Here is a 12,815-nt window from a genome sequence, read left to right on the forward strand (position 1 = left end):
GCTTTCCCTTTTTACAATCCTCTATTCGCGCTACTTTATCTTTTTTATTCAAGCCATTAATGGGAAGGCGTTATGACAGAGTTTGAAAAAATGATCGCTGGCCAGTTGTTTGATGGGTCAGATGGCAGCATCAATCGTATTCGTGAGCAAGCCACTCGTCTCTTGCAAGAATTGAATCACAATACCAGCGATGGGCAGCGTGTAGACATCTGCCGCCAATTGCTTAATCATGTTGGTGAGTCAAGCATGATTCGTTCACCATTTCTCTGTGAATTTGGTCAAACCATATCGATAGGGGATAACACATTCATTAACATGAACGTGACCATGTTGGATGGAGCTGAGATTAAGATAGGCAATCATGTGCTTATCGGCCCTAACACTCAATTCTACACTGCAGGCCATGCTTTGGATTACCGTTGTCGACGAGGTTGGGAAACGACTTGCTTGCCAATCACGGTTGAGGATGATGTTTGGATTGGTGGTAATGTGGTCATCAATCAAGGTGTGACCATAGGTGCACGCAGTGTGATTGCGGCTAACTCAGTGGTGACACGAGATGTACCGCCTGACAGCCTATATGGTGGCACCCCAGCGACTTTGATAAGACATTTGACAGAGAATAATAGTTAACGCTAGGTTAAGCTCTTTTATTGTCAATTTGAGAGAATAGCGTGAGCCAACATAAATTTACTTTGTGCGGTGTACTAGCCATCCTGCTTTGGAGCAGTGTGATGGGGTTAGCTCGTACGGTCACCGAATTTTTAGGCCCTATTGGCGGTGCAGCATCAATCTATAGCGTTGCTTCTCTGTTTTTAGTTATGGTCATGGGGCTGCCTAAGATTCGAAGTTATTCAATGGCTTATGTGCTGTTCGGGGGTGGGCTATTCGTCGCTTACGAAATCTGTTTGGCTCTGGCATTAGCGATGGCAAACTCTCGTCAGCAAGCTGTAGAAATGTTGGTGATTAACTATTTATGGCCCGCTCTGACCGTCTTGTTGGCTGTAATGTTCAGCCCGAAGAAAACCAATATCCTCGTTTACCCTGCTATAGCGATAGCCTTCTTTGGTGTCGCGTGGAGTATTACCGGAGAACAAGGACTTTCTTTCTCTCAGATTGCTGCGAATGTCGCAACGAACCCGCTGACGTACACTATGGCTTTTGTTGGCGCCTTCCTGTGGGCAATATATTGCAATCTGACTAAGCGAATATCTAAAGGGCAAAACCCGATCACGCTGTTTTTCATCATGACGGCGGTAACTCTATGGATGAAGTATGCCATCAGCAATGAAACAGGTTTGAGCTTAAATCTTGAATCTGGTGGATTGTTACTCATTACGGGTATTGCAATGGGCAGTGGTTATGCGCTTTGGAACTACGCGATCATAGGCGGGAATATGGTGCTTTTGGCTACTTTGTCTTACTTTACTCCCGTTCTTTCAACGATTATCTCTTCCGTGATCCTGGGCCTTGTGCTCACCGATACTTTTTTGCAAGGCGTTGCGCTAGTGACAGTCGGTTCATTACTGTGCTGGTGGGTAACAAGAGAGAAAAAGGCTGAGCCAGCTGAGCCTCAAGCATGTAATGATTAATTATTACCAACGTATATCAATGGGTGTACCAGATTTCACTAGAGTGAGCAGCTCATCCATTTCTTCATTAGTGATGGCAATGCATCCATTGGTCCAGTCAAAGCTCTGTACGAAATTTGCAGGGCGCTTTTCCCCATTCCTTAAGCCATGAATCTTAATATTTCCTCCAGGATTAACCCGAAGCTTTGCTGCGTATGCAATATCTTGAGGGTTTGGGTAGCTGATATGAATCGAACGGTAGAACTCTGAATCGTTGATGACAAAGTCTAGGAAGTAACGGCCTTCTGGTGTGCGGTTATCACCCTCTTGAGTTTTATGCCCTCGTGGGTGTTTGCCAAGTGCAATGCGAAATTCTCTAACCACTTCACCATCATCGATGAGGTACATACGACGTTTGGACTTGTCGACGGTGACTAAGTCGACGGATGCATTGGCACTACAGACGAAAATTATTGTGCTTAGTATGAGGGTTACTCGAATTGCAATCTCAATCATTGCTTTCAGCTCGCTTAAAAAACAGAAAGGTAGCTGCAAAGCTACCTTTCGAGTTTAGGCTGTTTCATCAGGGAGAAATAGAGAAAATATCACACTCCGCAAAACCCAGATCTTTAAACGCCTCTATCGCCTCATAACGACTTTTTGCATCGACTTCAAATGAAGCCATTTGAGAGCCGTCAAAATAGAGGATCACATAATGAGTACTGGGATCTGGCTTTTCTATTGCCGACATCATTCCTCCAGTTATTCATTGGTACACCAACGTGGACACGACCAATGCCTCTATGTATTAAAGCTTCGCTAAAGTTTCATTCGGCTTATCTTTTATTCGAGGCATCTTGTCCACCTTTTTAATCAGTTTAAGCAATTTTGATGCATTCCAGCTAGTTTCTTGCTGAGAAAAACGTGACTTTTGCATATCATCCAGTTCAGTTTGGATATCAAAGAGAAGAGATTTATCACTGATTTGTGCCTCCTGAAGCCATTCTGAAGCACAGTGCTGCGCTTTAAAATGATCGCCAGCCTTTAGCGCAGCGATCAAATTGTCACTTGATTTTATTGATGTTTTGGCATCATGGTGATTTGGCGCTTCAATCGGAGTGCGTTTCTTTAGCCACAAAATGGTTGTGGCGATCCAAAGACATGCAAAGAGTCCAGTTAAATAAGGCCAGAACCCTGGGTCGTTGACGGTGATCGTTTCGACTTCTGCGGGGGCTGTATATTGAGAGGCTGGAACCGGAATATTCAAGCTCTCACCGGGGCTAACATTCAGTGCTAAACCATCAAGATGAGCGGCTTTCTGCTGTTTATTCTGACTATCCCACCAATTTAGATTCACTTCTGATAGCTCAACATCACCGGTTTGTTGGGGAATGAGCACCTGTTTCAATGTCATACGGGTAAAGCCATTGTTCAGTTGCGTGAACTGAGGTTTTTCTGCATAGACACGAATGCCTCGAGGGTAGGTGATCTTGAGATTAGGGAAGCGATCGGAAGAAAGCCCCTCAATATCAAGAGTGACTTCTCGTGTAATTGAATCTCCGACTTTGGTGTCATGAACTGAAGAAGAGGTTATCTTCTCACCGTTGGCTGCTGTCCAAGTTTGAGTTAATTTAAGTTGGGAAGTTGGCAACCAGACGCCGGTGTAGCCTTCGGGCTTATCTTCTACTTTAATCTCAAAAGTTTTAGCTGGTGTGTCAACGGAAATGAGTTTAGTGGTGCCCGTACGATCATTGCCATAGACAACAGAACCTTTAAACGCAGCGCCAGTCAGTGTGTAGTCACCGGGCTGATTGGCGGTAACGCGATAGCTTTGATCAAGCACTGTTACTTCTACCCCATCAAGTACACTTTGGTACTGATTCGGTTCACCGATCTGAGCTAATGTTAGCCCTTCAACGCGAGGAGGAATAACGTTAGGGCTCTGCAGGCGCCTTGGATCCGCTTTAATGATCAGGCGAGTTCGTAGTGAGGCGCTTTCATTTGGGTAAAGCGTTGTTTTATCGAGTGAGCTTTGCAGCTCAACGAGATCAGAGATTTGAGGTTCATCATTATCAGTTGCGACTTGAATAGCAATGGGTTTTGAACTGGCGCCATTGATAGTAAATGCGGGGATCTTGGCAACCCCTAGGGTTTGAGCAGCGAGTGTTAAGTTCCACTCGCTGCGTGTGCTGCGATCACCATTGACGATGTTAATTGAAGAGCCAAAGCTAGGCCTTCCCGCATAGAAATCCTTTTCCAGTGCACTGAAATCTATAGCATCGGAAGAGACTTTTTCGTCAACCACAACGCGAAGCTGAAATACTTCATTTTTAACGACTTTATTTTTGCTAACGGTAGCCCAAACATTGGCTGCCAATGCCGCTGGGCTAACAAAAGTAAAAGCCAGCGCCAGTAAGCTAATCAGTTTTATTATTTGTCGGTTCATAGTTACCACTTCTTACCTGTATTCTGCGGTGGTTGTTTTTGCTGAGCTTGCAACATCATCTGAGCTTTGAGTAAACGGCTAGGATCGCGTGCACTCTCAACTTGTTCTAGCTTGCGAAGCGCAGGATCTATCTGTTCTAGGTTTTGCTCCTGTTGTGCTTCACCTTGTGGTTGTTCTGAAATTTGGTTCTCCTGCTGAGGCACTTGCTCTGCTTTTGAAGTGCTTTGCGATGACTCTTTTTGCTCAGCTTGGGAGTGGGAAGCTTGTTGATTTGGCTGCTTGCTTTCACTCTCATTTTGCTGAGACTGCTGAGACTGCTGAGACTGCTGAGACTGCTGAGACTGCTGAGACTGCTGAGACTGCTGAGACTCTGGTTGCTTGTCAGAGGGCTGTTTGTCTGAACCAGAGTTTTGTTCAGATTGAGAGGAGCGCTCTTGCTCTGATGACGAATCCTGTTCAGACTTTTGTTGCTGTTGCTGTTGCTGTTGCTGTTGCTGTTGCTGTTGCTGTTGCTGTTGCTGTTGCTGTTGCTGTTGCTGTTGCTGTTGCTGTTGCTGTTGCTGTCTGACTATCTCCAAGTTTTTTTTGGCATCTTCATTATTAGGATCTTGTTTAAGCACGTCCTCGTAAAGCTCAATAGCTTGCTCCAACTCTCGGTTTTGAGCGTAGGCGTTAGCAAGATTGTATTTTCCGTGGAGTGTTTGAGACTCTTTAAGGGCTTCAATGGCGGCAGGGAAATTGCCCGCTTGATAGTGCGCAATACCTTGCCATTCTCTATTCTCAAACAGCTCAACGGCGGCTTTATACTGCCCCGCGTCGTAGAGTTGTTTGGCTTGTTGCTCACTGTTTAGAAAAGCGGAGGCCAATGCGGGTTCGGGGGAGAGTAGCGGGTAGGTTAAGGCTACTAAAGCAAACAAAAAGCCGCGACGGAACATTAAAAGTGCTGGAATAATCAAAAGCGGTAATAACCAAATACCACTGTTGACACGATCACTGATTTGTTGTGATTGATTGAGTTTTCCTGTGTGCTCAATTTTGCTAGTGCGATTGGCAATCGCGTCGATATCGCTGTTATTAAGTTGAATAGGCGTGAAGAAGCCACCAACAGAGTTGGAAAGGCGATTCATATTTCTGAAGTTCGATTTCGCAACGACGGTTTGCCCTGCATCTTTGAGTAGGGTGCCGTCACTGAGCCGGATTGGTGCACCAGATCGAGTTCCGATCCCAAGAATGGATAGACGCCATTGTGTGTTAGCAATAACAGCCTGAATGCCTTGGCTTTCTTCATCATCTAAGTCATCGCTGAAAAGGACGATGTCACCGCGGGATAACCCGCTATTTTTCATCATCTCGATGGCCAACTTAACCGCTTTAACTGCATCGGCACCGGGGTAGGGCATCAACTCAGGTGAGAGATTTGGTATCAGGTTTTGAATAGTCCGCGTATCAGAAGTCATCGGGCTCACGGTATATGCATCGCCAGAGTATGCGAGCAGGGCGGTCGTCCCTTCACTCCATTTCTTGAGTAGATCAGTGGCTTTGTACTTAGCTTGAGTGAGCCGATTCGGTTTGATGTCGGTGGCGTACATTGACATCGACATATCCATGATAAGCACTCGCGCATTGTCATTGCTAAAGCTCGGTCGTTCAGAACTGGTGAAGCTCGGCCCGGAAAGGGCGATAATAGCAATAAAGCCACTGAAAGCGATGATACTGGTTATCGCGGTTCGTGCTGATTGATGCTTAATGCCCATTGCTTTTGCTAAATGAGGTGCGATCAATGTTTGGCTACGACTACGTTTCGAGAGCCAGAAAACCATCCCTAAGAGTGGAATAAGCACCCATAACCACTCTGGGTAGAGGAAGCGAAAATCAGACATGATTCCTCCTAATGATGATAAGGGCAAAGAAGCCTACTAGTGATATTGCCAGCGGAAACCCGAACCACTCTTGCTGTGGTCGCCAAGTTTGAGTCGCTTGACTCACAGGCTCTAGGCTATTTATGGTGTCATAGATGGTCGCCAGTTCTTTACTGTCACGGGCACGGAAGTATTGTCCTCCTGTCAGCTTGGCAATTTCCATCAGTGACTTCTCATCCAGATCCTGTGCCGTATTGACTTTGCGCGTCATGAAAAACTCTTTGACCATCATCTCACCCGCACCAACACCGACTGTGTATATGGTCGCATTGTACTTTTTAGCAATTTTGGCGGCTTCTATCGGGTCAAGTACACCAGCAGTATTGCTGCCGTCACTGAGTAAAATCATGACACGCTGTGGAGCATCACTATCGACAAAGGTCTTCGTCGCCAGTCCTATACCTTCACCTATGGCGGTTTTGGTACCAATCAATCTCAGCACTGTTTGATTGAGTTGCTCGGCAACAGTATTCCTATCAAGCGTTAATGGTGTTTGCAGATAAGCGTGATCGGCAAACAGCACTAGGCCGAGTCGGTCTCCCTGACGTTTGGCAATAAAGTCCGATAAGACCTGTTTTACTGCACTTAAACGGTCGATATAGTCACCGTTAAATTGCATGTCTTCTTTACTCATCGAGTAAGACAAGTCGACAACCAGCATCATGTCTCTGTGCTTCGGTTGTGTCGTGACCGGGTCGCCATACCAAACCGGTCTTGCGACTGCGGTAACCAGACAAACCCAAATCAGACCAGCCAGAATTTTAGCCAATAAATTCCTTGGTGCGCTACCTGCCGCAGAGTCAGGCAGGTAAGGCATATAAACAGGAGATGACTGCTTAACTGGCGGCAGTAAAAAATAAATCAGTATGGGTAGCGGCAGCAGCAAAAATGCCCACCACCATACAAATTCGATGTTAGCCAACTTTGGCTCTCCTTCTTTTTGGCGGAAGTGCTTCGTCTACCCATCGTGAGCAATGTGTCACCAATTCGGCTGCGTTTCCGATAGGCTCTTTCGAATACAAAGCTTCTTGCCAGAGTTCGTAATTGTCTAGAAATACAGGGGATTTAACCTGAGTATCAAGAAAGGCGTACCACTCTTTACCTGTAAGCTGTGCAACTTCTTCTCTTGGGTAGTAGCACAGGGCAGCTTGACGAAGTAATTCAATGGCTTCCGCAGGCTTTTCACCTGCTTGAATGAGTTTCAACGCGGTTTTCTTGGGGGCCAAGCGCTTTTTGTTCCAGCGATAGACGAACCAAATGACCAATGCGCCGAACACCATTGCTCCTGCGGTGGCCCACCAGCCCCATGCTAATGGAAACCACGAAGGTACTTCCGGTAAATGCATAGGGTTGAGTGGGAGTAATGAATCCTTATTATTGGTGCTCATTGAGTACGTCCAGATAATTGTTGTAGTAGTGACTCTTGGGTGGAGAGACGGGTAAAACTCAAGCCGTGTTTAATAGATAAGTCTTTCAGATCTTGCTGTTTTTGTTCAAAAACCGACTTGATCTGATCGCGCGCTTTTCGTGAAGAAAAGTCCATCCACAAAGTTTGACGTTTGTCGGAAACTTGCTCGACGCCACGATAATTGGTGATACCGGCTTCCAAAGGATCGGAAATATGCACCAGCCTAACTCGGTTGTGGGAACGCAACCTAGTGAGTAATGACTGGTTGGACTCTGAAAAGCGCAGGAAGTCACTGATAATAACAACTTCACTGCCTTTGGGACAAAGTCGATTAAGAGCTTGTAACCCGTTCATCATATCAGGTGATGCTGGCGTGGGTGCAGAACGCAGTTTGTCCTGATGAAGCTTCACCATATGCTGAATGAATGCTAACGGTCCTTGATTACGGCTAGTCGGCTTTAATTCGGTCAGCTGATCGCCAGTATCGATAATTGCACCGATGCGATCGCGCTGCGCGACAGATAGCCAAGCAATCAGGCTTGCTATGTGTGCGGCTAAGACCGATTTAAACATCAGCTGAGAACCAAACATCATGCTGGCACTGAAATCCACGTACACTATGATGGGCTTTTCTCGTTCTTCAGTGAAAAGTTTGGTATGAGGTTTGCCGGTTCGAGCGGTTACACGCCAATCGATGCTGCGAACATCATCTCCAGCTTGATATTGGCGGACTTCAGCAAAGTCCATACCACGCCCTAGTTGCTTACTCTGATGCTGTCCCAGCGTTTGAGACCACAAACTCTTAGCAGGAGGTAACCACTTTATCGCTTGTTGCTTATAGTAAAGCAGTTCATCAAGACACAGGTTTACACCGTCAGAGTATGGGGATAATTGTTTATCCATCTGTAACCCTTACGCGCTGCCCACCAGAGACAGAAGACGGTTTACTACCTGATTAGCACAGATGCCTTCGGCTTGCGCCTGATAACTAAGCAGAATGCGGTGTCTGAGAACGGGGAAGGCCATGGCTTGTACATCTTCTGGAGAAACATAATCGCGACCAGACAGCCAAGCGTGTGCTCGAGCACAGCGATCCAAAGCGATTGTGGCACGTGGACTTACTCCCATTTCTATCCAACTACTCAATGTATCATCGTATTGAGCGGGCTGACGCGTCGCCATGACAAGACGAATAATATAATTCTCAACCCCTTCGGCCATATGAATGTTCAACACTTCCTGACGAGCAGAAAATATATCTTGTTGAGAGAGAACTGGTGGTGTGACTTTTTCTACCCCTTTGGCTTCGCCGCGGTTAAGACGCAAAATTTCCAGTTCACTTTCCGCATTTGGGTAGTCAACACTGAGATGCAGTAGAAAGCGATCCAACTGAGCTTCAGGCAGTGGGTAGGTACCTTCCTGCTCAATGGGGTTCTGTGTTGCCATGACCAAAAACAAATCGGGTAATGGGTAGGTTTGTCGACCGGCGGTAATTTGCTTTTCTGCCATCGCTTCAAGCATTGCTGCTTGCACTTTAGCAGGAGCACGGTTGATTTCATCGGCCAGAATCAATGAGTTAAAAATTGGCCCTGGTTGGAAAGTGAATTCGCCTGTTTCTGGACGAAAAATATCGGTGCCAGTTAAGTCTGCAGGCAGCAGGTCAGGAGTGAACTGAATGCGGTGGAAATCGCCTTCAATACAGTCAGCCAATGATTTCACAGCTCGTGTTTTGGCCAACCCCGGAGGGCCTTCAACCAAAATATGTCCGTCGGCCAGTAAAGCAACTAAAAGCTGCTTGACGAGTTCTTGTTGGCCAATAACCTGACCTTCTAAATATTGCTGTAGGTGGTGCAATGACTGAGAGTTCATCAGTGTCTATCTCCTCACTTTTTCACTTAGTGGTTTGAGCTATGAAAAAGTTCATCCATTTTGACTTTATTGTCGTTCGGCTGCTTATTTACTACTCAACGCAGCAGTACAACATAAGTGCTATTATTTCAGTTGTTTACAATATGGGGATTTTCGTTCCTCATGCAAGTGTTCAATATCGAAAAATTGGTTTGCAAATCAGGGTTAAATTGATGACTTATTCAGTAAAGAAATGTAATTTACATCCGATATAAAAAGATGCGTCACAATTTAGCTTGGCTCGCCCCTTTCTGGAGCTAGTAAATCAGTGGTGATGATGAATTTTCATAATGACAAAGCGCTAAAAGGCAACTCGAATGATGAAACTAAACGCGATCAGTATTAAGCAAAAGGTTGTTGCGGGTATTACCTTTGCTGTTCTCGCTTCAACAATTATTGTTGGAGTCATGGCACAGCGTCAGGCACGCGAAGTTCTGGAGCATAGGCTGGTAGATATTGAACTGCCTTCCATGCTAGACCAGATCAAGGGACAAATTGACTACGATGTGACTCAGCTACTGCGAGCAGCAGAGCAGATAGCAAATAATGAATTTATTAAAGATGCGATTAGCACGACCAATATTGACCCTCAGGTTGAAGCTAAGCTGGTTAAAGAGCTTAACAACGTTCGTAACCAATACAGTTTGAATGATGCTTCTGTTGCGAACCGTGAAACGGCTTACTATTGGAACCAAAATGGCTTTTTGCGCCAGTTGAACCAACAACAAGATGGCTGGTTCTTTGGCTTTACCCAATCTGGTCAGCCGACCATGGTAAGCATGTTCCAAGAGTCGACGGGTGAAGTGAAAATGTTCGCCAACTTCCAGTTTGTTAATGGGCTAAGTATGTCTGGCCTGTCTAAATCAATGGATGATATGGTTAGGTTGTTGAATGGCTTTCAAATCGAAGACACCGGCTTTGTATTTCTGACCGATGCACAAGGTCAAGTTCAAATTCACCGTCAGAAAGACAAAGCACGTTCGACGTTATCACAGCTCTATGGTGGGGAAGCCTCTCAACTTCTGAATAAATCGGGTTTTAATTTGATAGAAGCGAACTATGAAGGTGAACAGGTGTTTGTTTCAAGCCTGTATATTCCTTCTATGGATTGGTTTGTTATTGGTGTAGCCCCGGTTGATGAAGTGTTTGCTGACCTTAACCATGTTGCCAAGCAAATGACCTTTACGACGATTGTGGTTGCTGCTCTGTTTATCTTCATGGGTCTATTCTTAGCTAATAGCATCACACGCCCTATTAAGTCGATTGCTGCTCGCTTTACCGACCTTGGCCGAGGCGATGGCGACCTTTCACAACGTATCGAAGTTCAGAGTAGCGATGAGATTGGCCAGCTTTCTGAAGGTTTTAACGGCTTTATTGAGAAAATACACGAGTCAATGAAAGAAGTAGCGTCAACCAGTGGTGCGTTGCAAACGGCCGCTGACAGTGTGTCTCACAAAGCTAACACGACTCATGACAATAGTCAGATTCAGCGTGACCAAACCATTCAAGTGGTGACCGCGATTAACGAGATGGGCGCGACGATCAGCGAAATTGCTTCGAATGCGGCCACCGCAGCGGAAACCGCGAACCAAGCTTCAGACAACACTCAGGTCGGCCAGAGCGTCGTCAACAAAGCTAAGGACGCGATCAGTCGTTTGGCGATGGACATAGAAAACACAGGTCAAGTGGTTGAGCAACTGGCATCTACAACGCAAGAAATTGGCTCTATTCTGGATGTTATCCGTGATATCTCCGAGCAAACCAACTTACTTGCATTGAACGCAGCAATTGAGGCTGCACGTGCGGGTGAACAGGGACGTGGTTTCGCTGTGGTCGCAGATGAAGTAAGAAACTTGGCCAGTCGAACGGCTGATTCGACGGAAGAGATCCAGAAAATGATCAACCAGCTTCAAAGTGATGCAAAAGATGCTGTAACGGCGATGGAAGCTGGTAAGTCTGTAACGCATGAAGGTGTGTCATCGTCAGATGAAGCGGTAGAAGTGTTGGTGAACATTTCCGAACGCATCCACGACATTTCTGACCGTAACACTCAGGTGGCAACGGCGACGGAAGAGCAATCAACGGTTGTGCATACTATCAACCAAAATATCGAAGAAATTAACGCCATTAATGAAGTGACAACCAGTACAGCCGAGGAACTGGCGGCCGCCAGCTCTGATCTAAAAGAGCTGTCGGAACGTCTAGATCGTATGGTAGGTAGCTTTAAGCTATAAAACTGTCCGTAAGCTAGAATAACTGGGGCTAAGTAGGTAAACTTAGCCCCAGTTTTTATATTGATTAGGTAAGTAAATAGCATGAGTGATTTTGAAAAAGAGCTAGAGCAAATGTCTCAGGAAATGAGTGATGAGCCTGAAGTAGCGCTTCCATCACTTGAAGAGCAAAAAGCTATCGCCGCAGAGCTAAAAAAACTCGAAGAAGCTGGTGAGCTAACACCTGAGATCCTAGAGCAGTACTTCGGTAAGTTTTATTCGAAAACCGATAAGCCAGTGCATTAGTATTAGAATTCGCTCTAACAAAAGCCGCTTTAAGCGGCTTTTGTTTTTATCTACAACCGATAATCATTTATTTTTCGGTCGCCTATTTTCATCCCCAAACTCTAATTGCTGACGATTCTCAGAAACTAACTCGCTCAAGAATTCAGCGACTACTCTTATTCGTCTTGAGTGCGCTAAATCTGAGTGTATAGCCAACCAGATAGGCTGATTGCAGTCTACTTCGTGTTGAATGCAGACGAGTCCTTGCTGCTGGGCCATGAAATGCGGGAGTACTGCGAGCCCAAGGCCTGCATGAGCGGCACTGAACTGTGCGGATAAATTGGTTGTGGAGATCTTGCAATTTCTTCCTCTGAGTGTTTTCTGTATCCACTGAGCTGCGGGGAGGTGGTGTTGAGTTTCTGCCCAGCCGATGAAGTCATCGTTGTCATAGGGATGGGTCTGCGCTGAATCTGTTCTGCGATTGATATAACTCTCAGAGCCGTAAAGGCCAAAGCCCAGCTTCCCTAAACGTCGGATAGTCACATTTCCTCTATCTGGTCTCACCATACGTATGGCTAGATCTGCATCCCTTCGGTGCAAATTAACGGTTGAAATACTGGTCACAACTTCTACGCTGAGCTCGGCATGCTTGCGTAGTAGATTTGGTAGGGCCGGAATGATCAAGTGGTCGGCAAGCCCTTGGGCTGTGGCTATACGAACGTGTCCTGAAACCCCATCATCATGGCCTTGTGCGGCAGAGCCAAACGCATATCCGGCTTGTTCTAGAGCTTCTGCTTGAGGAATAAGCGTTAACCCTTCGTCAGTGAGTTTATAACCCAGCTGATCTCTTACAAACAGCCTTAAATTGAGTGCACTTTCTAAGCGCTCAATACGACGGGTTGCCGTTGCTATGCCGACACCTAATGCTTTGGAGGCACCACTTAATGTCCCTGCTCTAGCTATGGCTAAGAAGACTCGTGCATCATCCCAGTGGATTTTGTTGAATTCCCCTTTTCCGATATCGGAAGATGGATTGCGATTTTTTGCCATATAACTTTCCCTTTTGGG

At 46.0% G+C, this 12,815-nt stretch carries 13 protein-coding genes; 4 read left to right on the forward strand and 9 right to left on the reverse strand.

Annotated elements, in window-relative coordinates; genetic code table 11:
• The first annotated feature begins 72 nt into the window (after positions 1-72).
• Both L1D31_RS06135 and yddG read left to right on the forward strand, forming a co-directional pair.
• Positions 73-633 carry a sugar O-acetyltransferase gene (locus L1D31_RS06135; protein ID WP_239836164.1) on the forward strand — a complete coding sequence of 187 codons (561 nt, stop codon included), beginning with the start codon at positions 73-75 and terminating at the stop codon, positions 631-633.
• A 41-nt stretch (positions 634-674) separates the two neighbouring features.
• Positions 675-1,592: an aromatic amino acid DMT transporter YddG gene (gene yddG, locus L1D31_RS06140; RefSeq protein ID WP_345772825.1), complete on the forward strand. Its 918-nt coding sequence runs from the start codon at positions 675-677 to the stop codon at positions 1,590-1,592.
• A gap of 3 nt (positions 1,593-1,595) precedes the next feature.
• Here yddG and L1D31_RS06145 read toward each other — a convergent pair whose 3' ends face one another.
• From L1D31_RS06145 to L1D31_RS06180, 8 genes are all read right to left on the reverse strand, one after another.
• The gene (locus L1D31_RS06145) at positions 1,596-2,087 is read right to left on the reverse strand and encodes a L,D-transpeptidase family protein (RefSeq protein ID WP_239836165.1); all 492 of its coding nucleotides are present in this window, start codon (positions 2,085-2,087) and stop codon (positions 1,596-1,598) included.
• 67 nt (positions 2,088-2,154) lie between these two features.
• Positions 2,155-2,322, reverse strand: coding sequence for a hypothetical protein (locus L1D31_RS06150; protein WP_239836166.1), 168 nt, complete (start codon positions 2,320-2,322; stop codon positions 2,155-2,157).
• Positions 2,323-2,379: 57 nt separating this feature from the next.
• Positions 2,380-4,017, reverse strand: a complete 1,638-nt coding sequence (locus L1D31_RS06155; protein WP_239836167.1) for a BatD family protein — start codon at positions 4,015-4,017, stop codon at positions 2,380-2,382.
• A gap of 2 nt (positions 4,018-4,019) precedes the next feature.
• Positions 4,020-5,897 (reverse strand): VWA domain-containing protein, encoded by a 1,878-nt coding sequence (locus L1D31_RS06160; protein WP_239836168.1) that lies wholly within the window; start codon positions 5,895-5,897, stop codon positions 4,020-4,022.
• On the reverse strand, positions 5,890-6,858 hold the full coding sequence (locus L1D31_RS06165) for a VWA domain-containing protein (protein WP_239836169.1): 969 nt from the start codon (positions 6,856-6,858) through the stop codon (positions 5,890-5,892). The genes L1D31_RS06160 and L1D31_RS06165 overlap by 8 nt, the downstream gene beginning before the upstream one ends.
• Positions 6,851-7,324, reverse strand: a complete 474-nt coding sequence (locus L1D31_RS06170; protein ID WP_239836170.1) for a DUF4381 domain-containing protein — start codon at positions 7,322-7,324, stop codon at positions 6,851-6,853. The genes L1D31_RS06165 and L1D31_RS06170 overlap by 8 nt, the downstream gene beginning before the upstream one ends.
• On the reverse strand, positions 7,321-8,247 hold the full coding sequence (locus L1D31_RS06175) for a DUF58 domain-containing protein (RefSeq protein WP_239836171.1): 927 nt from the start codon (positions 8,245-8,247) through the stop codon (positions 7,321-7,323). Before L1D31_RS06175 ends, L1D31_RS06170 begins: the two co-directional genes overlap by 4 nt.
• Positions 8,248-8,256: 9 nt before the next feature.
• Positions 8,257-9,213, reverse strand: a complete 957-nt coding sequence (locus tag L1D31_RS06180) for a MoxR family ATPase (protein ID WP_239836172.1) — start codon at positions 9,211-9,213, stop codon at positions 8,257-8,259.
• 356 nt (positions 9,214-9,569) lie between these two features.
• On the opposite strand from L1D31_RS06180, the gene L1D31_RS06185 reads away from it, so the two are divergent.
• The gene (locus L1D31_RS06185) at positions 9,570-11,486 is read left to right on the forward strand and encodes a methyl-accepting chemotaxis protein (protein ID WP_239836173.1); all 1,917 of its coding nucleotides are present in this window, start codon (positions 9,570-9,572) and stop codon (positions 11,484-11,486) included.
• Between the two features lie 81 nt (positions 11,487-11,567).
• Entirely contained in the window at positions 11,568-11,768 is a 201-nt protein-coding gene (locus L1D31_RS06190) for a chromosome segregation ATPase (RefSeq protein WP_006960686.1), read from the forward strand.
• A gap of 63 nt (positions 11,769-11,831) precedes the next feature.
• On the opposite strand, the gene L1D31_RS06195 is transcribed toward L1D31_RS06190, so the two are convergent.
• On the reverse strand, positions 11,832-12,797 hold the full coding sequence (locus L1D31_RS06195; RefSeq protein WP_239836174.1) for a LysR family transcriptional regulator: 966 nt from the start codon (positions 12,795-12,797) through the stop codon (positions 11,832-11,834).
• Positions 12,798-12,815 lie beyond the last annotated feature (18 nt).

Source organism: Vibrio sp. Isolate23, from assembly GCF_022398095.1.
GTDB classification, from domain to species: domain Bacteria; phylum Pseudomonadota; class Gammaproteobacteria; order Enterobacterales; family Vibrionaceae; genus Vibrio; species Vibrio coralliilyticus_A.

Coding starts and splice junctions, on each gene's coding strand:
- L1D31_RS06195 (WP_239836174.1), bottom strand. CDS start 12,797: ATGGCAAAAAATCGCAATCCATCTTCCGATATCGGAAAAGGGGAATTC.
- L1D31_RS06135 (WP_239836164.1), top strand. CDS start 73: ATGACAGAGTTTGAAAAAATGATCGCTGGCCAGTTGTTTGATGGGTCA.
- L1D31_RS06155 (WP_239836167.1), bottom strand. CDS start 4,017: ATGAACCGACAAATAATAAAACTGATTAGCTTACTGGCGCTGGCTTTT.
- L1D31_RS06145 (WP_239836165.1), bottom strand. CDS start 2,087: ATGATTGAGATTGCAATTCGAGTAACCCTCATACTAAGCACAATAATT.
- L1D31_RS06180 (WP_239836172.1), bottom strand. CDS start 9,213: ATGAACTCTCAGTCATTGCACCACCTACAGCAATATTTAGAAGGTCAG.
- L1D31_RS06190 (WP_006960686.1), top strand. CDS start 11,568: ATGAGTGATTTTGAAAAAGAGCTAGAGCAAATGTCTCAGGAAATGAGT.
- L1D31_RS06160 (WP_239836168.1), bottom strand. CDS start 5,897: ATGTCTGATTTTCGCTTCCTCTACCCAGAGTGGTTATGGGTGCTTATT.
- L1D31_RS06170 (WP_239836170.1), bottom strand. CDS start 7,324: ATGAGCACCAATAATAAGGATTCATTACTCCCACTCAACCCTATGCAT.
- L1D31_RS06185 (WP_239836173.1), top strand. CDS start 9,570: ATGATGAAACTAAACGCGATCAGTATTAAGCAAAAGGTTGTTGCGGGT.
- L1D31_RS06175 (WP_239836171.1), bottom strand. CDS start 8,247: ATGGATAAACAATTATCCCCATACTCTGACGGTGTAAACCTGTGTCTT.
- L1D31_RS06150 (WP_239836166.1), bottom strand. CDS start 2,322: ATGTCGGCAATAGAAAAGCCAGATCCCAGTACTCATTATGTGATCCTC.